We start from the raw sequence: 22,256 nt of genomic DNA, 5'->3' as shown, positions 1-22,256 counted from the left end.
GGACCTGGTGGTGCTGGGGTCCGGGGTCGCCCAGCACTATCGGGTGCTGCTGGGGGCGGAGCGGTGGCGGTTCTGGTGGGTCCACCTCCAGCCTCGGGCGTCGTGGGCGGCGTGGCTGGGGCCGTACGCGCGGGGCGGCGGATACCACCTCGTTCCGGGGGTGCCGGAAGGGCTGCACGAGCGGATCGATCTGGCGTTCGGGCGGGCGCTGCGGGACGCCCGCTGGATGCCGCCGACCACGCCCCGCGCCACGCCCGCGAAGACCTCGCCCCGCGCCACGCTCCCTCAGACCATGCCCGCCGGGTCCTCCGTCGCGCCCCTTGCCGCGACGGCGCCGGAGCATGGGGCCGAGGTGGCGTCGCCGCCTGCCGTCGTCGTGGGCGGGGCGGCGCGGGAGCTGGTGCTGGGCGCCGTTGAGGAGGCGCTGGTGCTGGCCACCGCCTCGGCGCGATCCGAGCGGCAGCCCGAAGAAGGGGACGAGCGGGTCCGGCGCATCCTCGCGATCATCGCCGCCGAGCCCGGCGCGCCGCACTCGGTCGCCTCGCTCGCCCGCGCGGTCGCCCTCTCGCCCTCCCGGCTCGCCCACCTGTTCACGGCCGAGACCGGCCGCACCCCGATGCAGGTGGTCCGGCAGGCGCGGGTGCGTCACGCGGCCGGGCTGCTGGAGGTGACCGACCTGGACGTCGGCCAGGTGGCGGCGGCGTCGGGATTCGTCAGCCCGTTCCACTTCAGCCGGGCCTTCAAGCGGCAGTACGGCCTCCCGCCCCGCGACTACCGGTCCCGCCTCCGCCCGGGGCCGTGAGGGATCGTGAGGGTGACGGGAGCCGGGGTCAGCGGGTGACCGGGAGGGGGCCCTTGTCGGGGGTGAAGAGCTGGTCGTCCAGGTGGTCGACGGCGTAGTCGATCGCCCCGACCACCACGCATTCGTCGCCCAGCGTGGAGGCGCGTACGTCAGGCATGCGCATGCACACGCGCTCCAGCCTCTCCCGCAGCCGCCCGAGCAGCACATCGGACGACCGTGAGAACCCGCCGCCCAGCACCACCATCTGCGGATCCAGGATGAGGGCCATCGCGGCCGTTCCCACCGCGAGGTCGTCGACGTACCGCTCGACGGCCTCGATCGCGACCGGGTCGCCGTTCCTGGCCGCCGCCAGCGTGTAGCCGGCCGCGTCCTCCGGCGCGGTGCCCTCCGGCACGCAGGCGCAGGTGTTCAGGTGCTCGGGGGCGTCGAACCAGCGGGCCTCGGGCAGCATGGAGATCTCGCCGGCCGCCGCGCCGAATCCCCTGTGCACCTTCCCGCCGATGATCAGACCGGCGCCCATGCGCCTGCCGACGTGCAGGAACACCACGTCCTTGGCCCCGCGGGCGACACCGCGCCGGGTCTCGGCCATGGCGGCCAGGCGGCTGTCGTTCTCGATCAGCACCGGGCAGGGGAACATCTCGCGCAGCTTGCCCGTCAGGTCCAGGTCTCGCCAGGCGGGGACCGCGGCCGAGTAGATGACGCGGCCCTCGACGTCGATCACGCCGATGGTGCCGACGGCGATGGTCCACAGGTCGGCGACCGTCGTACGGCTGAGCGCCAGGCAGCCGGAGACGGCGCGCTCGATCGCGGCCAGGCGCTCGTCGAGCGGGGCGTCGGGCAGGACCGGCTGCCGGGTCTCCGCGAGGATCCCGCCGTCGAGGTCGGACAGGGCGGCGCGGATGTTGTGCCCTCCTATGTCGACGCCCACCAGGTAGCCGCTGCGGGAGCGGAAGCGGTAGCGGCGGGCGGGCCGGCCCATCGTGCCCTGGCTCGGCGGCACCTCCTCCACCCAGCCCAGCTCCATGAGCTCGTCGGTGACCTCCTTCATGGACGGCCGGGACAGGCCGCTCCGCTCGGCGAGCGCCGACAGCGTGAGCGGGCCCGCCCTGCGCAGCACCCGGATGGCGGTCAGCGAGTTGAGCTGCCGCAGGCGTGACAGGTTGCCGCCGCGTACGTCCGCCATCGCCGTCCTTAATGTAGTTGTCCTCTGTAACCCCAGATTATGCCAGGGCTCCACCGATGGACGTCTAGCCGACATCCCCTGTTGTATCGCAAAAAATCCGTCGTTGACCGCTCACGGGCTCGATGCTACTAATGAAGCGCTCCTTCGTAAGTCGAGAGAGGAATGAGGACTGATGTCGTTCGTGGACATCGGCGAGATCACGTGCGTCCCCGGCCGGGCGCGGGTGTTCGAGCACGGCTGGCAGTCGTGGAGCCCCACGGGCGCCTACCGGCTGCAGGACGCCCCGCCCAGGCCCGCCGACGAGACGATCCAGATCCTCTGCTACCGCCCCGAGACCCCGGTCCCCGGCGGGGTGTTCCAGGGGGAGGGGCTGCTGGCGATCGAGCCGGGCGACGGGTCCGTCGAGCTCTGGTCGGCGCCGAGCCCGTTCCAGGTGCCGTCGATCAGGGCGCGCCAGGAGCACGGCCGCCTGGTGGTCTCCGCCGACGGCCCGGTACGCCACCACCGCGCCGAGGGCGGTCTCGGCCAGGCCCTGCGCGACTGGGCGGACACCATGGCGGAGCCCCAGACGTTCCCGGCGGTCCCGCCCATGTGGTGCACCTGGTACGGCTACTGGGACAAGGTCACCGACGCCGACGTCATCGAGAACCTGGAGCTGGCCGGGCGGCACGGCCTTCCGGCCGGCATGTTCCTCATCGACGACGGCTACGAGGCCGAGATCGGCGACTGGCTGGAAGGGCGGCCCGGGTTCGGCTCGCTGGAGCGGGCCGTGGACGCCGTCACGGGGGCGGGCCGGCGGGCCGGGATCTGGACCGCGCCGTTCCTCGTCGGGCACCGGAGCCGGATCTTCCGCGAGCATCCCGAGTGGCTGGTCGAAGGGGCGTACGCCGGCCGCATGTGGAACCAGGAGCTGGCCGTGCTCGACGTCACCCACCCAGGTGCGGCCGAGCACCTGGTGCACGTGTTCCGTACGTTCCGCGCGATGGGGATCACGCACTTCAAGCTCGACTACCTGTACGCGGGGGCGCTGGCGGGCGGGCGGCACGAGGACCTCGACCCGATCGCCGCGTACCGGCGAGGGCTGGAGCTGATCCGTGCGGGCGGCGGGGCCGGGGCCACGTTGCACGGGTGCGGGGCGCCGATGCTGCCCAGCATCGGGCTGGTCGACATCATGCGGGTGAGCCCGGACATCGCTCTTACCCTGCGGCCCAGATCCGGGGACATCAGCCAGCCGTCGCAGCTCGGGGCCCGCCTCACGGGGGCGGCGCGGGAGTTCCTGCACGCTCGGTGGTGGGTGAACGACCCGGACTGCATCATCCTGCGACCCGAGATGGAGGCCAGGCAGGAGTGGGCGGCGCACATCGCCGGCACGGGCGGGTTGCGGGGGTCGAGCGATCCGATCGCGGCGCTGGACGAATGGGGGCTGGAGACGACCAGGCGCCTGATGGTGCCGACCGCCACGGTGCCGACCGCCACGGTGCCGACCGCCACGGGGCCGGCCACCACGGGGCCGTCGTGACGCGCCGCGCCGCCGGCGACCGCCTTCAGGGGAGCGTCGCGTCGGAGGCCGGTGACCTCGGCGGCGTCGATCCGAAGGGCTCCGCAACGGACGCCGGGGCGGCGGACGGGCGGGCGAAAGGCGGACGAGGGAATGGTGACCGGGCGAACGGCGGGCGAGCGAAAAGCGGGAGGCGGCGGTGGGGGAGCGGGTGGCACGCGTATCTGTTCATCGGCCCAAGCCTCTTCGGCGTCGTGGCCTTCCTGCTGCTCCCCATGGTCATCGTCCTGGTCCTGAGCCTGTTCGACTGGGAGCTGCTCTCCGCCCCCGAGTTCGCCGGCCTGGACAACTACCGCCGCCTGGCCGCCGACGGTCAGACGTGGCACTCGCTCTGGGTCACCGTCGTCTACGTCCTGCTCTCCATCCCGCTCCAGACCGTCCTGGCCCTCGCCCTGGCCATGCTGCTCAACCAGCGCGTCAAGGGCGTCAGGGTCTACCGCTCGCTGTTCGTGATCCCGTGGATGGCCACGCCGATCGTCCTCGCCCTCATCTGGAACTGGATCTTCGATCCCCGCGACGGCGCACTCAACAGCGCTCTGGCCCTGATCGGCGTCACGGGCCCCGACTGGCTGTCCGACCCGGCCTGGGCGCTGCCCGCCGTCGCCCTGGTCAGCGTCTGGCAGTACACCGGCTACAACATGCTCTTCTTCCTGGCCGGCCTGCAGGGCGTCCCGCAGGAGCTGTACGACGCGGCCTCGACCGACGGCGCCAGCCCGGCGCAGCGGTTCTGGCGGGTGACGCTGCCGCTGCTCAACCCCACGATGTTCTTCGTCACGGTGACCAACCTCATCGGCGCCTTCCAGGTGTTCGACACGGTCTACGCGATGACGGACGGCGGCCCCGGCCAGAGCACCGAGGTGCTCAACTTCCGGATCTTCCAGACCGCTTTCAAGGAGTTCGACTTCGGCTACGCGGCCACGCTGTCCACGCTGCTGTTCGCGGTCATCTTCGCGGTGACGCTGGCGCAGGTCAGGTTCTTCGGCAAGCGCACCACGTACGACCTGAGCTGAGCGGAGACAACCATGACCAAGCGAATCCTGCTGTACGCCGCGCTCGCGGCCGGTGCGTTCATCTCCGCCTTCCCCTATCTGCTCGTGGTGCTGACCGCTTTCAAGACGCAGGCGCAGCTCGGCTCGACCGCCCCGTGGCTGCCGGGGCTGCCGCCGACCACGGACAACCTGGCCACGATGCTCAGCGGGGACTTCCCGCGCTTCCTGCTCAACACGGCCGTGATGACGGCGCTGCTGACGGCCGGCCAGCTCGTGTTCACGACGTTCGCGGCCTACGCGTTCGCGCGGCTGCGGTTCAGGGGCAGAGACGTCCTGTTCTGGCTGTACGTGGCCACGATGATGGTGCCGAGCGCCGTCACCATGATCCCGCTGTTCCTGATCATGCGGGAGCTGGACCTGGTCAACACCTGGTACGGCCTGCTCGCCCCGTACGTGCTGGGCACCCCGTACGGGATCTTCCTGATGCGGCAGTTCTTCAAGAGTCTGCCCGGCGGGCTGGAGGAGGCCGCGCGGATCGACGGGGCGGGGCCGCTGACGATCCTCGTCCGCGTCCTGCTGCCGCTCTGCCGCCCCGCGCTCGGCACGCTGGCGATCATCACGGTGATCTCGTCGTGGAACAGCTTCCTGTGGCCGCTGATCATCACCAGCGGTGACGACACCAAGGTGATCACCGTCGCGATCGCCACGCTCAAGGCCGGCATCGGCGTCGACTACCACCTCATGATGGCCGGCAGCTTGATCGCGCTGGTGCCGATGGTGGTCGTCTTCATCTTCTTCCAGAAGCACATCGTCCGGTCTGTGGTCCTCACAGGCCTCAAGTAAGAAGAGGTCAGCGAATGTTGAAATCCCCCCGGATTCGCTGGGCCGGGGCGCTGATAGGCGCCGCCATGCTCACTGGGCTCACCCTCACCGGATGCTCGTCAGGAGAGCCTGGCAAGGTCACCTTGACGTACCGGCTCTGGGACGACCAGCAGAAGGCCGGCTACGAGAAGGTCATGGCGGCCTTCGAGAAGGCCAACCCCGGCATCGACGTCACGATCGAGCTGCTCCCGTACGACCAGTACTGGACGAAGCTCACCGCCGACGTGGTCGCGGGCACCGCGCCGGACGTGTTCTGGATGACGCCCACCCAGTTCCCCGAGTTCGTCACCAAGGGCGTCCTGACCCCGGTCCAGCTCGACACCTCGAAGTATCACCAGACCGTCGTCGGCTCGTTCACCTACCAGGGCAAGCTGTACGGCGTCCCCAAGGACTGGGGGATCGTCGGCCTGCTCTACAACAAGGACCTGTTCGAGAAGGCCGGCGTGGAGATGCCGGACAAGCTCACCTGGGCGGCCGACGGCACCGGCACCCTGCTCGACACGGCGCGCAAGCTCACCGCCGACGAGGCCGGCAAGCACCCCGGCGAGGCGGGCTTCGACCCCGCCAAGGTCAAGACGTACGGCTTCGCCTCCTGGAACCACTACCAGACGCAGTGGATGAACTGGGTCAGCTCGAACGACGGCAAGCTCGTCGACCAGCCCTTCGGCAAGTACGTCTTCAACGACCCGGCGTCGGTGCAGGCACTGCGGTTCGGCGTGGACCTGGTCAACAAGCACCACGTCTCACCGCCCGCCACCCAGACGAACCCGCCCACCGGCAAGGTCACCGACATGTTCAAGGCGGGCGAGATCGCGATGTTCCCCGCCAACAACGCGCTGCTGCCGTTCGTGGCGCCGGAGGCCACGTTCGAGCTCGGGGTCGCGCCCATGCCGGAGGGCCCGGCCGGCCGCTCGGTCAACCTCAACGGCCTGGCCGAGGCCGTCTACGCCAAGAGCGAGCACCCTCAGGAGGCCATGAAGCTGGCCGCCTACCTGGGCACCGCGGAGCCACAGAAGATCATGGCCGACGGCGGCTACGTCTTCCCCGCGCTCAACGGCCTGGCCCAGGGCTACGTCGACTACTGGAAGTCGAAGAAGGTCGACGTCACGCCGTTCGCCGAGGAGGCGGCGGGCTCAACGTTCCCGCTGCCGATCACCACCGGATTCACCGGGTTCGAGACGAAGCTTAACCAGATCTTCAACCAGATGTACCTCGGCAAACTCTCTCCGCAGGAAGCCGCGGACCAGGCTGTCGCCGAAGGCAACGCCACCCTCGAGTAAGGACCCCCATTGATCACCCGGCGTTCTCTCTTCGCCGGGGGCGCGAGCCTGGGCATTTCCGCCGCACTGGGTGCGACACCCGTGCGCGCGGCGGCCCGCCGTGCCCCTCTGTCCGACCCCTTCCAGCTCGGCGTCGCCTCGGGTGAGCCCACGCCCGGCGGCGTGGTCCTGTGGACGCGGCTCGCCATGGACCCGATCGCCCTCGACGGGCTCGGCGGCATGCCGGGCCGTCCGGTCCCGGTCCAGTGGCAGCTCGCCAAAGACGAAAATTTCCGGCATGTCGTACGCCGTGGCATCGAGCTGGCCCGCCCCGACGCCGCCCACAGCGTCCACGTCGAGCTCGACGGGCTCGCCCCGGGCGCCGAGTACTTCTACCGCTTCAAGGCCGAGAACGAGCTCAGCCCCGTCGGCCGCACTCTGACCGCCCCCGCCCCCGGCACCCGGAGCCGGCCGCTGAACCTGTCGTTCACCTCGTGCGCCGACTACCAGACCGGCTGGTTCACGCCGTACCGCAGGATGGCCGAGGACCAGCCCGACCTGATCGCCTTCCTCGGCGACTACATCTACGAGTACGGCGACTACAAGTACCCGGTCCGCGACCAGGCCGGCGGCGAGTGCCTCGACCTGGCCGGCTACCGCCTGCGCCACGCCCAGCACAAGGCCGACCCGGAGTCGCAGCTCGCCCACGCCATCGCGCCCTGGGTCGTGGTGTGGGACGACCACGACATCGAGAACGCCTGGGCCGGCGACGTGCCCGAGCAGCCGGACCCGCCGTTTCTCAAGCGCAGGGCCGACGCCTTCCAGGCGTACTACGAGAACATGCCGCTGCGCCGCGCCCAGAAGCCCGACGGGTCGTCGCTCAAGCTCTACCGCAGCGTCCGCTGGGGCGCGATCGCCAACCTGCACCTGCTCGACACCCGCCAGTACCGCGACCTGTACGCCTGCACCGGCAAGAGCGGCACCGTCGGCCCCGACTGCCTGGACCGCTTCGCGCCCAACAGGACGCTGCTCGGCCGCGACCAGGAGGCCTGGCTGGACGGCGAGCTGAGGCGCTCCCGCGCCACCTGGGACCTGCTCGGCCAGCAGGTCTTCTTCATGGAGATGGACTGGACCAACGGCGCGGGCAAGGGTTACTCGAACGAGGGCTGGGACGGCTACGTCGCCTCCCGCAACCGCCTGACCGCCGCCATCGACGACTACAAGCGCAACGCCGTCGTGCTCACCGGGGACGTGCACTCGCACTGGGCCGGCGAGATCAAGCGTGACCACCAGGACCCCGAGTCCAGGTCCGTCGCCGTCGAGCTGGTCACCACCTCGGTGACGAGCGCCGGGAACGGCCTGGACGAATACCCCAACACGCAGATCCTGCTCGACGAGAACCCGCACGTGAAGTTCTTCAACGGCCGCCGCGGCTACGTGCGGACCAGGATCACGCAGCAGGAGATGAAGGTGGACTTCCGCTCGCTGTCCCGGATCACCGAGCCCTACGCCCCGGCCTACACCTCCGGCTCGTTCGTCATCGAGCCGGGCAGCCCCAGACTCAACTCCGCCTGACGGGATCCCCATGCGCACCATTACGGCCGCCGTCGCGGCGGCCCTGCTCGTCCTGCCCTTCGTGCCCTTATCCAGCGCCGCCTCCGATGCCGCCGCGGGGCCGCCGATGGGCTGGAGCAGCCGCTCGCTCGGCTGCTCGGTCTCGGAGTCGTCGGTACGGCAGGCCGCCGACGCCATGGCCGCCCTCGTCCCGCTCGGCTACCGGTACGTCATCGTCGACGACTGCTGGCTGGCCCCGCAGCGCGCGGACGGCGCCCTCACCCCGGACGCCACCCGCTTTCCCGGCGGCATGAAGGCGCTGGCCGACTACGTGCACGGCAAGGGCATGAAGCTCGGCCTCAGCCTGTCGGCGGGCACCAAGGCATGCGCCGGCGGCGGTCCCGGCTCGTACAAGAGCGAGGCCGCCGACGCCGCCCAGGTCAAGGAGTGGGGCGTCGACTACGTCAAGTACGACTGGTGCAACGTCCCCGCGGCCGACTTCCCCGGCCAGAACGTCCAGCAGATCGCCCAGACCATCTACCCGCGCATGCGCCAGGCCCTCGGCGGCGACGTCGTCTTCGCCATGAACAACGAGGACGGCAGCACCGTGCCGTGGCTGTGGGGCAAGGACGCGGGCGCCACCACCTGGCGCACCAACGTCTACAACCGGCCCATCGCCGACAGCTACGCCACCATGGTCGACATCTGGGAGTTCAACCAGCTCAGGGCCGAATACGCGGGCCCGGGCAGCTGGGCCGACCCGGACCTGCTCCAGGCCGGGCGCGGCGGGATGACCGACACCGAATACCGCACCCAGGTCACGCTCTGGGCCATGGGGGCGGCCCCGCTGATCCTGCAGGCCGACCCGGCCACGGCGCCTGCCTCGATCGTCGCCAACCCGAAGGTGATCGCCGTCGACCAGGACGCGCTGGGCGCCCACGGCAGGTTCGTCAGGACGGACGGCTGGTACCACGTGCTGTCGAAGCCGCTGGCGAACGGCGACCGGGCGATCGCGCTGTTCAACGAGAGCGACCGCGCGGCCACGATCTCCACCCGGCTCGGCGGCTCCCGCTACAGGGTCGAGGATCTGTGGACCGGCGCGGTCGCCTCCTCCGCGGGCGAGCTGGCGGCGCAGGTGCCCGCGCACGCGGCCCTGCTCTACCGGGTCGCCGAGAGCCGGGAGCAGGCGCCGCCGCTGGTGACGTTCGAGGCGGACCCGCCCGCATTCCTCGGTGACGACCGGCCGTCGGTGCTGGAGCCAGGAAAGACCGGCGAGATCGTCACCCGGGTCACGAACACCGGGGCCACCGGGCGGCTGCGCGACGTCGAGGTCACGGCTTCCGTACCGGAAGGATGGCAGGTCGCCGCGCGGACGCCGGCCAGGACCGGCAGGCTCGACGGCGGTGAGACGTTCACCGTGAAATGGGCCGTCACCCCGCCCGCCGGCGCCGCGTCGCAGAACCACGACCTGACGTTCTCCCAGGGCGGCCGGACCGCGACGGCCGTCGTGACCGTCGCCAAGGCGCCGGGCCCGGGGCGGACGTACCTCAGCGACCTGGCCTGGACCAGCGCCAAGAACTACTTCGGCCCGGTCGAGAAGGACACCAGCAACGGCGAGCGGGCGGCCGGCGACGGCCGCCCGATCACCATCGAGGGCGTCCGGTACGCCAAGGGCCTCGGCACCCACTCGCCCGCCGACATCGAGTTCTACACCGCCGGGCGCTGCTCGTCCGTCGAGTTCCAGGCCGGGATCGACGACGAGGTCGGCGCGGCCGGGTCCGCCGGGTTCGAGGTCTGGGCCGACGGGGGCCGGGTCGCCTACTCGGGCCTGCTCACCGGCACCATGCCCGCCCGCAAGGTCACCGCGTCCGTCGAGGGCGCCCGATTCGTCCGGCTGGTCGCGACCAACGGCGGTGACAACGCCACCTCCGACCATGCCGACTTCGCCGACGCCGCCATCACCTGCGAATAAGGAGCCCACCCGTTGATGATCGTTCCCAAGCCCGTCAAGCACGAGGCCCGGCCGGGCTCGTTCGTCCTCGACAGCCGGACCCCGCTCGCCGCCGATCCGGCGCTGTCCGAGGTCGCCGCCTGGCTACGGGGTGAGCTGGCCCCTGTCACCGGTGGCGAGCTGCTGCCGGGACCGGGCTCGGGAACGATCACTCTGGCGCTCGGAGATCTGCCGCCGGAGTCCTACCGGCTGACCGTCGGGCCAGACGTCGAGATCGTCGCGGGCGGGCCCGCGGGGGCGTTCTACGGGGCGCAGACGTTCCGGCAGCTGCTGCCGGCCGCCGCCTTCAGGAAGGCCGCCGCCGGGCCCTTCACCGCGCCCTTCACCGTGCCCGGCACGTACGTCGAGGACGCGCCGCGGTTCGGGTGGCGCGGCTGCCTGCTCGACGTCGCCCGGCATTTCATGACCAAGCATGACGTGCTCCGCTTCATCGACCTGCTGGCCCTGCACAAGCTCAACGTGCTGCACCTGCACCTCACCGACGACCAGGGCTGGCGGATCGAGATCCGGCGCTACCCCAGGCTGACCGAGGTCGGGGCGTGGCGCAGGGAGAGCCAGACCGGCTGGAACGGCGCCATGGACGGCCGCCCGCACGGCGGCTACTACACCCAGGACGACATCAGGGAGATCGTCGCGTACGCGGCGCGGCGGCACGTCACGGTCGTCCCCGAGATCGACCTGCCGGGGCACACGCAGGCCGCCATCGCCGCCTACCCGGAGCTGGGCAACCTCGGCACGCCTCTGGAGGTGCGCGCGACCTGGGGGGTGGGCGTGAACGTGCTCAACGTCGAGGACGCGACGATCGCGTTCTTCCAGAACGTGCTGGACGAGGTGCTGGAGCTGTTCCCGAGCCCGTACGTCGTGCTGGGCGGCGACGAGTGCCGCAAGGAGCAGTGGCGCGACAGCCCGGTGGCCCGGCGCCGCATCGCCGAGCTGGGACTGCGGGACGAGGAGGAGCTGCAGAGCTGGTTCATCCACCAGTTCGACGCCTACCTGACCGAGCGCGGCCGCCGGCTGGTCGGCTGGGACGAGATCCTCGAGGGCGGCCTGGCGCCCGGCGCGGTGGTCGCCTCCTGGCGCGGCGAGCTGGGCGCGGTGGCCGCCGCCAGGAGCGGCCACGACGTGATCAACTGCTCCAACACGAGCCTCTACCTGGACTACCGGCAGGGGCCTGGAGAGGAGGAGCCGGCGCCGTTCGGGACGGTGCTGACCCTGGAGGACGTCTACGCCTTCGAGCCCGTCCCCGAGGAGCTGCGCGGCGACCCGGCCGCCGGCCACGTCCTGGGCGCGCAATGCGCCGTCTGGACGGAGCTGATCGACTCCACCCGGCACGTCGACTACATGGCCTTCCCACGGCTCGCGGCCTTCGCCGAGACGGTGTGGAGCCCCGCCGGCCGCGACCTGGCCGGCTTCCGCGAGCGGCTGGCCGCGCACCTGCCCCGGCTGGCCGCGATCGGCGTGGAGTACCGGCACGCGGACGGCCCGCTGCCCTGGCAGACCAGGCCGGGCGTGCCCGGCCGGCCGGAGGACCCGGAGCGGTGGCAGGCCAAGATCGACGCCTGGACCAGCAATCTCCGGACGCTCTAGACGTCCACGTGCTCGATGTCCACGAGCTAGATGTCCACGAGTTAGATGTCTACGGGGCCGCCGCTGCGCCAGTAGACGTTGTCCTCCCTGGCCAGCAGACCTTCGTCCACCAGATAGCGCCTCAGCGCCGCGTGGTCGTCGTGGAAGGCCCGCAGCGCCACGTTCACGTCCTTCTCCGGATAGCGCACTCCGGGCTCGAACACCGTGGCGATGTAGCGCAGCACCACGAGCCGCTTGTCACGCCTCACCGGCAGGGTCGTCAGCCGCCCGTCCACCAGGAACGTGCGCAGCACCCGCTCCTCGGCGGTCAGCTTCTCCGCCGGCTCGGCGCGTGCCCGCAGCAGCTCCTTGAACCGCTCCGGCGTCGCCCGCCATGTGCCGCTCTCGTCACGCGCCGCCAGGCCGCCGTTGGCCAGCTTCTGCAGCACCTTGGGGGAGAGCCCGTCGGCGGCGCCGAGCACCAGGGAGGCGAAGGCCCGCAACGTTTCGTCGTGATAGAGCAGCCCGAGGACGCGCCTGATCTCTTCGTCGCTCACCCGTACTATTTTGACCCATGTTCTCTGTGCTGTTACTGGCGGCCGCGGTCGCCATCCCGAACAACTTCCTGCTGTACGAGAAGGCCGCCGCCAAGAAGGACAACGACCCGGAGACCAGCTGGTCGGCGAGCGGCAAGAGGTCGGCCCGGCTCGTCGTCAACCCGTGCCAGAAGGCCAAGCTCGGCCAGAGCGGGCGCAAGGAGGCCAGGACCCTCACGTACACGGCGGTCCCCGACTACTCCAAGTCCGAGCAGGTCATCCTCTACTCGTCACCGGCGGCCGCGGGCAAGGCCATGCGCGACCTGGAGGCCGCGGTCCGCGCCTGCGGCAGTGCCGGCTACCGCTATTCCGCCGCCGTGGTGGACTACGGCGACAAGGCGCTGAAGGTCACCGGACAGGTGTACCAGGGCAAGAAGCCTGCCGTCGGCGGCGAGCGGGCCATCGTGACCCGCCGCGCGAACGCCCTGATCGTCTACACCGTCTCCGGCGAGTGGGGCAAGCCCGCCGCGTCCGACTTCAAGCAGCAGATCAAGGACACCAAGCGCATGCTCGCCAAGGTCTGCAGCCTCGCTACCTGCTGATGTCATGAAATGTCTCGATCTTGGGACATTGTCATGACACGACACCGACGTTGTTCGGAAGAAACTGAATTGACAGGCGTGTGCCGGGACGCCCTTGCCAGTCCGTTCCGGCACACGGCTTGTCGTCTTCAGAGCCGGTTCAGCCCTTGGACGTGCAGGACCGCGCGGCCCTCCTCGTCCGACCCGGCCAGGTCCACCTGGGCGTCGATGCCCCAGTCGCCGTCGCCGGCCGGATCCTTGATCGTCTGCCGGACCTTCCAGAGCCCGCTCTCCTCCTCGACCCGCAGCAGCGCGGGCCCGCGCGCGTCCGCGTCGGTGAAGATCTCCTCGTGGTCGGCATAGTACGCGTCCAGCGCCGCCCCCCAGTCCACGTCCGGAGCGAGCTCCCCCAGCTCGTCCTCCTTCTCCAGGGCGCACAGCTCGACCAGCCGGAACATGGCGTTGCGCACCAGCACGCGGAAGGCCCGCGGGTTGGCGGTGACCGGGCGTACCTTGGCCTCGAGCTGCTCCTGCCGCTCCAGCGCCTCCGCCGGGTTGGCCAGCTTCTCCCACTCGTCGATCAGCGACGAGTCGACCTGCCGGACGAGCTCGCCGAGCCACTCGATCAGGTCGACCAGGTCGTCGGTCTTGTGATGCTCGGGCACGGTACGCGACAGCGTCCGGTAGGCGTCGGCCAGGTAGCGCAGCACCGTGCCCTCGGACCGGGCCAGCTCGTAGAACTGGATGTACTCGCCGAACGTCATGGCCCGCTCGTACATGTCGCGCACCACGGACTTCGGGCTGACCGTGTAGTCGCCCACCCACGGGTGCCCGCGCCGGTAGGTCTCGTAAGCGCCGAGCAGCAGGTCCTCCAGCGGCATCGGGTACATGACCTCGGCCAGCTGCTCCATCCGCTCTTCGTACTCGATCCCGTCGGCCTTCATCTGCGCGACCGCCTCGCCCCTGGCCTTCTTGAGCTGGGCCGACAGGATCTGGCGCGGGTCGTCGAGGATGGACTCCACGATCGAGACCATGTCCAGCGCGTACGACGGCGACTCGCGGTCCAGCAGGTCGAACGCGGCCAGCGCGAACGTCGACAGCGCCTGGTTGAGCGCGAAGTCCTCCTGCAGATCGATCGTCAGCCGGGCCCGGCGGCCGTGCTCGTCCGGCTCGGGGAACTGCTCCACGATGCCGCCGGCCAGCAGCGACCGGTAGATGGCGATGGCCTGGCTGATGTGCCGGCGCTGCCACTTGCGGTCCTCGTGGTTGTCGGTCAGCAGGTGCTTCATCGCCTGGAAGCAGTCGCCGGGCCGGTTGATGACCGCCAGCAGCATCGCGTTGGTGACCTTGAAGCGCGAGTTGAGCGGCTCGGGCTCGGCCTGCTGCAGCTTCTCGAAGGTGTCCGCGCTCCACCCGACGAAACCCTCCGGCGGCTTCTTGCGGGCGTAGCCGCGCCGCCGCTTGGGGTCGTCGCCGATCTTGGCCAGGGCCTTGGCGTTCTCGACATCGTGCTCGGGGGCCTGGCAGGCCACGTAGCCGATGGTGTCGAAGCCCGCCCGGCCCGCCCGGCCGGCGATCTGGTGGAACTCGCGGGCCCGCAGCCGGCGCACCTTGTTGCCGTCGTATTTGGACAGGGCCGTGAACAGCACCGTCCTGATCGGCACGTTGACGCCGACGCCGAGCGTGTCGGTGCCGCAGATGACCTTCAGCAGGCCCGCCTGGGCCAGCCGCTCCACCAGGCGCCGGTATTTCGGCAGCATCCCGGCGTGGTGCACGCCGATGCCGTGGCGGACGAGCCGCGACAGCACCCGCCCGAACCGGGTCGTGAAGCGGAAGTGGCCGATCAACGTGGCGATCGCCTCTTTCTCGGCCTTCGTCGCCATGTTGATCGACGTCAGGGCCTGGGCCCGCTCCATCGCGGCGGCCTGCGTGAAGTGCACGACGTAGACCGGCGCCTGCCCGGTGCTGAGCATCTCCTCCAGCGTCTCGTGCAACGGGGTCATCCGGTACGTGTAGATCAGCGGCACGGGGCGCTCGGCGTGCTTGACCACGGATGTCGGCCGGCCGGTGCGCCGGGTCAGGTCGCGCTCGAACATCGACATGTCGCCGAGCGTGGCCGACATCAGGATGAACTGCACGTTCGGCAGCTCCAGCAGCGGCACCTGCCACGCCCACCCGCGGTCGGGCTCGGCGTAGAAGTGGAACTCGTCCATCACGACCTGGCCGATGTCGGCGGCGGCGCCGTCGCGCAGCGCCACGTTGGCCAGGATCTCGGCGGTGCAGCAGATGATCGGGGCGCCGGCGTTGACGCTGGCGTCGCCGGTCATCATGCCGACGTTCTCGGTGCCGAAGATCGCGCACAGGTCGAAGAACTTCTCCGACACCAGCGCCTTGATCGGGGCGGTGTAGAACGTGCGCATGTCACGCGTCAGCGCGGCGAAGTGGGCGCCCGCGGCGACCAGCGACTTACCCGACCCCGTCGGCGTGGCGAGGATCAGGTTGCTGCCGGAGAGGACCTCGATGAGGGCCTCCTCCTGGGCGGGATAGAGGGTGAGCCCCCGCTCGGAGTTCCAGGCGACGAACGCGTCGAAGATGGCGTCGGGATCAGCGTCGATCTCTTCGGGCAGGCGGTCCACAAGAAGGCTCACGGTATCTATCCTGCCGAAGTTTGGCCGATGGTCGAGCCGCTCGAGGCCATTCCGGGCGGATCCGGCATCAGCCCCGGGCCCGGGGACCCGTCATCAGCAGCCCTCCGAGCACGGCCAGCACCGCGAGGAACGGCCCGCCGCCGGGCGCGAACCCGCCTGTCGTCAGCGTCAGCACTCCCGCGCCGACCAGCGCGGCCGCTCCCAGCGTACCGCCCCACCCCGCGCTGCCGTACGGCAGCGCCGGAGGCGTCTCGAACCTGGCGAACCCCTTCATCAGCGGCCACATGACCAGGCACAGCAGCCCGAACCAGACCGGCCACCCGGCGAACCAGAACGCGCTGCCCGGCGCGGGCGTGCCGATCCGCAGCAGCACCACCACCACGCCGGTCACCACGAACAGGGCCGGCATGTGCCACAGGTACGCCGTCATGACCCGCGGCCCCGCCCAGGCCAGCAGCCGGCGCGTGGGCAGCCGCACCAGCCACGGCCGCAGCAGCGCGGCCAGCCCGATCTGGCCGGCGCCCACGGCCAGCATGGCGAGCGTGGGCGGTGCCATGTTCGACACCCCGGCGCCCGGCAGCCCGATCATGCTCCCCGGGTACGGCCCGAACGCCACCAGCAGCGCCGCCGCCCCGAAGCCGCCCACGGCCAGCAGCCAGGGAAGTCGCAGCCGCCCCTCGGCGTAGAAGAAGCCGAGCTGGTGCACCGCCAGCCACACGAACACGACGTTCAGGTAGCCCACGGCCTCGAACCCGGTCGAGAAGCGCGCCACGTCCGTCAGCACCGCCCCGGCCGCCAGCGCCGCGGGGACGCGCAGGCCGAACCGCCCGTGCAGGCGCAGCAGGTACGGAGTCGCCGTGACCGCGATCAGATAGACGGCGAGGAACCACAGAAGCTGCCCGGTCAGCCGCGCCCCCACCTCAAGCGGCTGCTCCGGCACGCCGAACGTGAGCAGGATGTGGGGGAGCGGGATCCACACGGCCGCCAGCGGCAGCAGCGGCCAGGCCAGCCGCCGCAGCCGGATCGCCAGCCACCGCGGCGCGCCGGCGGCGGACCTGCCGAAGCTGATCGCGTTGGCCGCGCCGCCCGCGAAGAACACCAGCGGCATCACCTGGCTGAGCCACGTCACCACCCACACGCCCGGGGTCGCCAGCGCGTTGCCCGTGGTCAGCCGGACGCCGTCAAAGGACAGCACCGGGATCGTCCAGTGCTGGAACACGATGAGCGCCATGCCCAGCACACGCAGCAGGTCGATGAACGGGTCCCGCGCCGCCGTGCGCACGCCCGACACCGGGCGCGGCCGTGCTGCGGCGATCGGGCGGTCCAGCAGGACGGTCATGGGGGGCCTCGATTCACCGGGAAGCGGATGGTTCAAGGCTCCCGTTCAGCGCGTCGCGGCACAGTGCCGCGAGCCGCCCTCTTGTGGTCGAGAACGCACCACGGCCCCTGGTAGGGCTGGCCCTACCTCCGCACACCCGCACACCCGCTCGTCACTCGCGGGGTGAGGTCATACCGTGAAGGCCATGCGCTCCCTGATGAGGCGTGTCCTCCTCGACACCCGCTACACGCTCGTCGGCTTCCCCACGGCCGTCATCGGCTTCGTGCTCATGATCGCCGGCTTCTCGGCCGGCGTAGGCACCCTGGTGGTCTGGATCGGCGTGCCGCTGCTGGCCGGCACGCTGATGGTCGCGCGCGGCTTCGCGGACGCGGAGCGCGGCTGGCTGTCCGACGTGCTCAAGCGGCCGCCCGTACGGCCCCGCTACAAGCCCGCCCCGCCGGGCGCGGGCCGCTTCCGCCGGCTCGTCAACCCGCTGACGAGCGGCCAGTCCTGGCTCGACCTGCTGCACGGGATCATCGTCTTCCCCTTCGCGATCCTGTCGTTCGTGCTCACCGTCGTGTTCTGGTCCATCCCTCTGGCCGGGCTGACGTATCCGCTGTACGGAATCATCACCTCACGCATCACCGGCAACCAGGAGCTGCCCCAACTGCTCGGCCTCGGCGACGGCTACCTCGTCAACGTGGTCTTCTACGTCTCTGTCGGCCTGGTCTTCACGCTGATCATGCCGTTCATGGTGCGCGGGGCCGCGCTGATCAGGGCCGGGCTCGGCCGGGCGCTGCTGACCGGCGTGGCCGAGCTGCAGGAGCGCATCGACGACCTGGCCGAAGGCCGCGCCGCCGCCGTGTCGGCCGAGGCCAACGCACTGCGCAAGCTGGAGCGCGACATCCACGACGGCCCGCAGCAGCGCCTGGTCTCCCTCGCCATGGAGCTGTCCAGGGCGCAGCGGCAACTGGCCAAGGACCCTGAGGCGGCCCAGGCCACGATCAAGTCCGCGATCACCGCCACCCGCGAGACGCTCGACGAGCTGCGCGCGCTCTCGCGCGGCATCGCCCCGCCCATCCTGTCCGACCGCGGCCTCGCGCCCGCGCTGGCCGCGCTGGCCGGGCGCTGCACGATCCCCGTCGACCTGGACGTGCAGACCGTCGAGCGCTACCAGGCCGCGGTCGAGAACGCCATCTACTTCGCCTGCGCCGAGACCCTCACCAACGTGGCCAAGCACAGCCGCGCCACCGTGTGCACGGTCCAGCTCTCCCGCATCGGCGACGTGCTCATGCTCACGATCGGGGATGATGGGGTCGGCGGCGCGCACGTCGCCAAGGGACACGGCCTCGCCGGGCTGTCCGACCGGCTCCGCGCAGTCGACGGGGAGCTGACCGTGCAGTCGCCGGACGGCGGGCCGACATTGATCGTTGCGGAGGTGCCGTGCGGGTAGTCGTGGCCGATGACGCCGTCCTGATCAGGGAGGGCCTGGTCAGGTTGCTGGAGGAGTTCGGCTGCGAGGTGGTCGCGACCGTCGGTGACGGCGACGCCCTCGTGGAGGCGATCGCCGAGCACAAGCCCGACGTGTCGGTGGTCGACGTGCGGATGCCGCCGTCGTTCACCGACGAGGGGCTCAAGGCGGCCGTGGAGGCGCGGCGCAGGGTGCCGGGCGCGCCCGTGCTGATCCTCTCGCAGTACGTCGAGGTCTCCTACGCCGACGACCTGCTCGCCGACGCCCGGGGCGCGGTCGGCTACCTGCTGAAGGACCGGGTGGTCGACGTCGACGAGTTCCTGGAGGGCCTGCGGCGGGTGGCCGCGGGCGGAACCGTGTTCGATCCGCAGGTGGTGTCCCAGTTGATGGTCCGCAGGCGCAAGGACGACCCGCTGGCGCAGCTGACGCCGCGGGAGCGCGAGGTGCTCGACCTGATGGCCGAGGGGAAGTCCAATCCGGCCATCGGGCGGCAGCTCGTGATCAGCGACGGAGCCGTGGAGAAGCACATCAGGAGCATCTTCAACAAGCTCGGCCTCTACGCGGAGGACAGCGACCAGCATCGCCGGGTGCTCGCCGTACTGACCTACCTGCGTTCCTGACCCCTCAGCCGGCCCGCCGGACGAGAGCGGGGCGGCTCACCGCTCTGTCATGGCGATCTCATGCCGACTTCTGAGACCGCTCCCCGGCCCCTCCTGGCCTGTTGAGGGGTCGCTGGCCGGTCCGCGCGGCACGCGCGCGGACCTGGCCGCCCGGCTTTAGCCGAGCGCGTCGACCAGCTTCTTGCGCTGCTGGGCGCCCAGGCCGCCGAGGCGGCGCTTCTCGTCGACGCCCGCCTCCTCCATCAGCGCGGTGGCCTTGGCCGGACCGACGCCCTTGACGGCGCGCAGCGCCTGGGAAACCTTGATCTTCTTCGCGATGTCGTCGTCGCGCTCCAGCAGCTGCGAGAAGGTCATCTCGCCGGCCTTGACCTTCGCCAGCAGGGCGGTGCGGGCGGCGCGAGCCTCGGCGGCCTTGGCCAGAGCCGCTTGACGCTGCTCGGGGGTGAGCGTGGGAAGTGCCATCTCAGTTCTCCTCGGGGAGTTTACGATCGGGATTCTGTTACCCGTGGTGCAGTGGCTAATCATGGCGGATGCCGGCGGTTCGTGTTGCGGAAAGCGCCCGCTCAACGTGTCCGCCACACCAACGCGGCCGCTTCGGCGCACGCCACGTCCTGCGCGACCGTGCCTCCGCTGACCCCGACACCGCCGACCACACGTTCTCCCTCACCGTAGTCCGCCCACAGCGGGATGCCACCTCCCACGGCGACGAAACGGCCCCCCGCCAGGCCCGCGAGCTCCCCTCCCCAGGCCATCGGCCGGGCCAGGCCGGCGGTGGGCCTGCGCAGGGCGACCGAGGTGTACGCCTTGCCCGGCGCGAGCACCGGTCCGGAGATCTCCGCACCGTCCATACGCTGGAAAGACACCAGATTTCCGCCCTCGTCCACGACCGCGACGGAGATCGGCGCGCCCTCCCTGATCGCCTGCCTCACGGCCGCCTCGGTCATGCGGAGCGCGAGCTCGAGATTCACGCGTTCGTCCCCCGGATCAGGATTCTTTCGCGGATCGGACGCTTTCATGGGTACAGGCCCTCGACGCGCCCCAGCAAGATCGCCAAATGACAGGGAAAGGGTGTGGGTTATAGCGGGTTTTCCCCCTTGAGCGTGGAATTCATCACATTCTGCTGATCGGGCGTGTCGGGCCCCTGGTCAAGGTGGTTTTCGCGCCACCGGTCGAGGCCCTCCGGCGTCAGGAAGGCGTCGAAGACCGACTCCATGGCGCCGAGGAGCGAGCCGCGCCAGACCAGGGCCGAGCCCTCGACGCGGGGCGGGTGGTCGCGGCGGATCGCCATCAGGTACGGCCCGCAGGCTCCCATGAGGGCGTCGCCGGCCCGCTCGTACAGCTCGACGCCGTGGCCCGACAGGGTGACCACCTCGGGGTCGTGGGCGTTCACCAGGGCGGCGATGCCGCGGCCCAGCGCGCGGGCGTTCTCGGCCACCGCCTCCCGGCTCGTGGCCAGCACGTGCTCGGCCTGCTCGCGGCCGCGGCCGCCGCCGTAGGCCAGGCCGACGTGGCGCAGCAGGGCGTTCGCGCCGACGTCCATGCCCCAGCAGCCGATCGCGCCGCACATGCAGGGGCGGTCGCCGCCGGTGAGCGGCATGTGGCCGAACTCGGCGCCCGTGCCGCCGGCGCCGGCGAGCGGCCGGCCGTCCACGACCAGCACGCCGCCCAGGTCGAAGTCCACGTGCAGGTGCAGCCCCACCCGCACGCCGCGCAGCCGCCCGCGCCGCGCCTCGGCCAGCGCCGCGAACGCGGTGTCGTTGCCCACGATGGGATCGGCCAGGCCCAGCAGGCGTGGCACGTCGACCGAGCGCCAGCTCAGGTGGGCGATGTCCACCAGGCCGCCGTGGCGGACCGGGCCGGCCAGTGCCACGCCGACGCCGACGACCCGGTGCCCGAGCCGCTTCCTGTGCGCGGCGACGGCCTCGCCCAGCGATCCGAGCGCGCCCTCGGGAGTGCCGTCGTGCGGGCGCACCGCGAGCACCGTCGCCCGGCCGCCCAGCTCGCACGCCGCCAGCTCCCAGGCGTCCTCGCGCACGTCCACGGCCAGCGCGAGGGGCCCGCGCGGGTGCGGGCCCGGCACCTGCGTCGGCCGTCCCCGCACGTGCTCCGGGGCGGGCTCCTCGTGCAGCAGCTCGTCCTCGGCCAGCCCGGCGACGAGCACCGACGCCGTCCCCCTCGCCAGCCGCAGGTCGCGGGTCAGCTGTGACCTGGTGCGGGCGGCCCCGCAGTCGTGTACGGCGCGCAGCAGCCTGACCCGGTTGTGCGCGCGGAGTTGGCCGCTGGTCGTAGCTCCATTCACGGAACACAGCTTATGCTCTAGGCGTGAACAAAAGCCTCATTGATGCCAGACGCGCTCGTGTCGGAGTTTTCGGGTTCTTCTTCCTTGCCGGTTTGGTGATGGGTCTGTGGGCGGCCGGCCTGCCGTCCCTGAACGACCGGCTCGACCTCGGCCCCGCCCGGCTGGGCAGCGTCCTGCTGCTGATCTCGGGCGGGGCTCTGGTGTCGATGCTGGCGGCCGGGCCGCTGGTCGACCGGTGGTCGAGCCGGCGGGTGTGCTGGATCGCCGGGCCCTTCTCCGGCCTGGTGCTGCTCGGGCCCGCGCTCGCGTCCTCGTACTGGGCCCTGGCGGCCCTCGCGGTCGTGTTCGGGATCGGGCTGGGGGTGACCGAGGTCGCCATGAACGCCCACTCCGTCGAGGTCGAGCGCCGCTACGGGCGGCCGATCATCTCGGCCTTCCACGGGACGTGGAGCCTGGGCGGGGCCGCCGGCGGCGCGCTCACCTCGCTGATCCTGCGGGTCGGCGTGGACGCCCAGGCGCTGCTGATCGCGGCGGCCGTGGTGGTGCCGTTCCTGTACGTTCCCGCGGCGCGGCTGCTGCTGCCCGACCCGCCCGAGCATGCCTCCTCCTCCGAGCCGGGCGGTGGATCCGGCGGCTCGTTGCGGTGGGGGCTGATCGCGATGCTCGGGCTGGCCGCGTTCGCCGGTCACTTGAGCGAGGGGGCGGCGATCGACTGGGCGGCGCTGCACGCCCGCTGGGTGCTGGACACCGATCCCGCGGCGGCGCCGCTCGCCTACACGATCTTCTCGGTGGCCATGACGACCGTGCGGCTGCTGGGCGATCCGATCAGGGCCCGGCTCGGCTCCGTGCGCACCATCCAGCTGGCCGGGCTGTTCGCCACCATGGGGTACGCGCTCGTCCTCGTCGCGCCGCTGACCGGGGAGGCACTGCGGGTGGTGTGCGCGTGGACAGCGCCCACCCTGTCCACGCGCACACCACC

General features: G+C 71.1%; 19 protein-coding genes. 12 read left to right on the top strand and 7 right to left on the bottom strand.

The features are described 5' to 3' along the window. On the top strand, nucleotides 1–802 hold an 802-nt coding region (locus EJK15_RS54095; protein WP_138718265.1), incomplete at its 5' end, for a helix-turn-helix domain-containing protein. Between the two features lie 28 nt (nucleotides 803–830). On the opposite strand, the gene EJK15_RS54090 is transcribed toward EJK15_RS54095, so the two are convergent. Next, entirely contained in the window at nucleotides 831–1,985 is a 1,155-nt protein-coding gene (locus EJK15_RS54090; protein WP_138718264.1) for an ROK family transcriptional regulator, read from the bottom strand. A 172-nt stretch (nucleotides 1,986–2,157) separates the two neighbouring features. Between EJK15_RS54090 and EJK15_RS54085 the strand changes: the two genes are divergently transcribed. Genes EJK15_RS54085 through EJK15_RS54055 form a run of 7 tightly spaced genes read left to right on the top strand, consistent with a single transcriptional unit; the run spans nucleotide 2,158 to nucleotide 11,825 of the window. Then, nucleotides 2,158–3,504 carry a glycoside hydrolase family 36 protein gene (locus EJK15_RS54085; RefSeq protein ID WP_138718263.1) on the top strand — a complete coding sequence of 449 codons (1,347 nt, stop codon included), beginning with the start codon at nucleotides 2,158–2,160 and terminating at the stop codon, nucleotides 3,502–3,504. After that, nucleotides 3,501–4,553, top strand: coding sequence for a carbohydrate ABC transporter permease (locus EJK15_RS54080; RefSeq protein ID WP_206061683.1), 1,053 nt, complete (start codon nucleotides 3,501–3,503; stop codon nucleotides 4,551–4,553). The genes EJK15_RS54085 and EJK15_RS54080 overlap by 4 nt, the downstream gene beginning before the upstream one ends. Before the next feature lie 12 nt (nucleotides 4,554–4,565). Then, nucleotides 4,566–5,375: a carbohydrate ABC transporter permease gene (locus EJK15_RS54075; RefSeq protein ID WP_138718262.1), complete on the top strand. Its 810-nt coding sequence runs from the start codon at nucleotides 4,566–4,568 to the stop codon at nucleotides 5,373–5,375. Between the two features lie 14 nt (nucleotides 5,376–5,389). Beyond that, complete coding sequence (locus tag EJK15_RS54070; protein ID WP_138718261.1) at nucleotides 5,390–6,694, top strand: ABC transporter substrate-binding protein; 1,305 nt, start codon at nucleotides 5,390–5,392, stop codon at nucleotides 6,692–6,694. A gap of 9 nt (nucleotides 6,695–6,703) precedes the next feature. Then, nucleotides 6,704–8,248, top strand: a complete 1,545-nt coding sequence (locus EJK15_RS54065) for an alkaline phosphatase D family protein (protein ID WP_138718260.1) — start codon at nucleotides 6,704–6,706, stop codon at nucleotides 8,246–8,248. Nucleotides 8,249–8,258: 10 nt separating this feature from the next. Continuing rightward, nucleotides 8,259–10,199: an NPCBM/NEW2 domain-containing protein gene (locus EJK15_RS54060; RefSeq protein WP_138718259.1), complete on the top strand. Its 1,941-nt coding sequence runs from the start codon at nucleotides 8,259–8,261 to the stop codon at nucleotides 10,197–10,199. 15 nt (nucleotides 10,200–10,214) lie between these two features. Further along, entirely contained in the window at nucleotides 10,215–11,825 is a 1,611-nt protein-coding gene (locus EJK15_RS54055) for a beta-N-acetylhexosaminidase (RefSeq protein WP_138718258.1), read from the top strand. A 41-nt stretch (nucleotides 11,826–11,866) separates the two neighbouring features. On the opposite strand, the gene EJK15_RS54050 is transcribed toward EJK15_RS54055, so the two are convergent. Continuing rightward, nucleotides 11,867–12,361 carry a DUF2087 domain-containing protein gene (locus EJK15_RS54050; protein ID WP_171075073.1) on the bottom strand — a complete coding sequence of 165 codons (495 nt, stop codon included), beginning with the start codon at nucleotides 12,359–12,361 and terminating at the stop codon, nucleotides 11,867–11,869. 17 nt (nucleotides 12,362–12,378) lie between these two features. Between EJK15_RS54050 and EJK15_RS54045 the strand changes: the two genes are divergently transcribed. Next, entirely contained in the window at nucleotides 12,379–12,942 is a 564-nt protein-coding gene (locus tag EJK15_RS54045) for a hypothetical protein (RefSeq protein WP_138718256.1), read from the top strand. A 128-nt stretch (nucleotides 12,943–13,070) separates the two neighbouring features. Here the strand turns inward: EJK15_RS54045 and EJK15_RS54040 are convergent, their stop codons facing one another. Both EJK15_RS54040 and EJK15_RS54035 read right to left on the bottom strand, forming a co-directional pair. Further along, nucleotides 13,071–15,578, bottom strand: coding sequence for a DEAD/DEAH box helicase (locus tag EJK15_RS54040; protein ID WP_138718255.1), 2,508 nt, complete (start codon nucleotides 15,576–15,578; stop codon nucleotides 13,071–13,073). 58 nt (nucleotides 15,579–15,636) lie between these two features. Next, nucleotides 15,637–16,908: an acyltransferase family protein gene (locus tag EJK15_RS54035; RefSeq protein ID WP_138718254.1), complete on the bottom strand. Its 1,272-nt coding sequence runs from the start codon at nucleotides 16,906–16,908 to the stop codon at nucleotides 15,637–15,639. A 184-nt stretch (nucleotides 16,909–17,092) separates the two neighbouring features. Here EJK15_RS54035 and EJK15_RS54030 point away from each other — a divergent pair, with 184 nt between their 5' ends. Beyond that, complete coding sequence (locus EJK15_RS54030) at nucleotides 17,093–18,340, top strand: sensor histidine kinase (RefSeq protein WP_138718253.1); 1,248 nt, start codon at nucleotides 17,093–17,095, stop codon at nucleotides 18,338–18,340. Beyond that, entirely contained in the window at nucleotides 18,331–18,978 is a 648-nt protein-coding gene (locus EJK15_RS54025) for a response regulator transcription factor (RefSeq protein ID WP_138718252.1), read from the top strand. Before EJK15_RS54030 ends, EJK15_RS54025 begins: the two co-directional genes overlap by 10 nt. 156 nt (nucleotides 18,979–19,134) lie before the next feature. On the opposite strand, the gene mihF is transcribed toward EJK15_RS54025, so the two are convergent. The 3 genes from mihF to EJK15_RS54010 all read right to left on the bottom strand — a co-directional run bounded on the left by mihF (nucleotide 19,135) and on the right by EJK15_RS54010 (nucleotide 21,277). Next, on the bottom strand, nucleotides 19,135–19,440 hold the full coding sequence (gene mihF, locus EJK15_RS54020; RefSeq protein WP_138718251.1) for an integration host factor, actinobacterial type: 306 nt from the start codon (nucleotides 19,438–19,440) through the stop codon (nucleotides 19,135–19,137). 101 nt (nucleotides 19,441–19,541) lie between these two features. Next, nucleotides 19,542–19,946 (bottom strand): GlcG/HbpS family heme-binding protein, encoded by a 405-nt coding sequence (locus EJK15_RS54015; RefSeq protein WP_138718250.1) that lies wholly within the window; start codon nucleotides 19,944–19,946, stop codon nucleotides 19,542–19,544. A gap of 107 nt (nucleotides 19,947–20,053) precedes the next feature. After that, the gene (locus EJK15_RS54010; RefSeq protein ID WP_138718249.1) at nucleotides 20,054–21,277 is read right to left on the bottom strand and encodes an ROK family protein; all 1,224 of its coding nucleotides are present in this window, start codon (nucleotides 21,275–21,277) and stop codon (nucleotides 20,054–20,056) included. Between the two features lie 23 nt (nucleotides 21,278–21,300). Between EJK15_RS54010 and EJK15_RS54005 the strand changes: the two genes are divergently transcribed. Further along, the coding region (locus tag EJK15_RS54005; RefSeq protein WP_240777802.1) for an MFS transporter at nucleotides 21,301–22,256 on the top strand (956 nt) is incomplete at its 3' end.

This window comes from Nonomuraea basaltis, assembly GCF_005893125.1.
Taxonomy (GTDB): domain Bacteria; phylum Actinomycetota; class Actinomycetes; order Streptosporangiales; family Streptosporangiaceae; genus Nonomuraea; species Nonomuraea basaltis.
The sequence above is the reverse complement of the archived record's forward strand: the minus strand, read 5'-3'. Positions and strand labels throughout refer to the sequence as shown.

What these genes read in the sequence shown, in the direction of transcription:
- EJK15_RS54090 (WP_138718264.1), bottom strand. Translation starts at nt 1,985, where the DNA reads ATGGCGGACGTACGCGGCGGCAACCTGTCACGCCTGCGGCAGCTCAAC.
- EJK15_RS54085 (WP_138718263.1), top strand. Translation starts at nt 2,158, where the DNA reads ATGTCGTTCGTGGACATCGGCGAGATCACGTGCGTCCCCGGCCGGGCG.
- EJK15_RS54075 (WP_138718262.1), top strand. Translation starts at nt 4,566, where the DNA reads ATGACCAAGCGAATCCTGCTGTACGCCGCGCTCGCGGCCGGTGCGTTC.
- EJK15_RS54070 (WP_138718261.1), top strand. Translation starts at nt 5,390, where the DNA reads ATGTTGAAATCCCCCCGGATTCGCTGGGCCGGGGCGCTGATAGGCGCC.
- EJK15_RS54060 (WP_138718259.1), top strand. Translation starts at nt 8,259, where the DNA reads ATGCGCACCATTACGGCCGCCGTCGCGGCGGCCCTGCTCGTCCTGCCC.
- EJK15_RS54055 (WP_138718258.1), top strand. Translation starts at nt 10,215, where the DNA reads ATGATCGTTCCCAAGCCCGTCAAGCACGAGGCCCGGCCGGGCTCGTTC.
- EJK15_RS54045 (WP_138718256.1), top strand. Translation starts at nt 12,379, where the DNA reads ATGTTCTCTGTGCTGTTACTGGCGGCCGCGGTCGCCATCCCGAACAAC.
- EJK15_RS54035 (WP_138718254.1), bottom strand. Translation starts at nt 16,908, where the DNA reads ATGACCGTCCTGCTGGACCGCCCGATCGCCGCAGCACGGCCGCGCCCG.
- EJK15_RS54030 (WP_138718253.1), top strand. Translation starts at nt 17,093, where the DNA reads ATGCGCTCCCTGATGAGGCGTGTCCTCCTCGACACCCGCTACACGCTC.
- mihF (WP_138718251.1), bottom strand. Translation starts at nt 19,440, where the DNA reads ATGGCACTTCCCACGCTCACCCCCGAGCAGCGTCAAGCGGCTCTGGCC.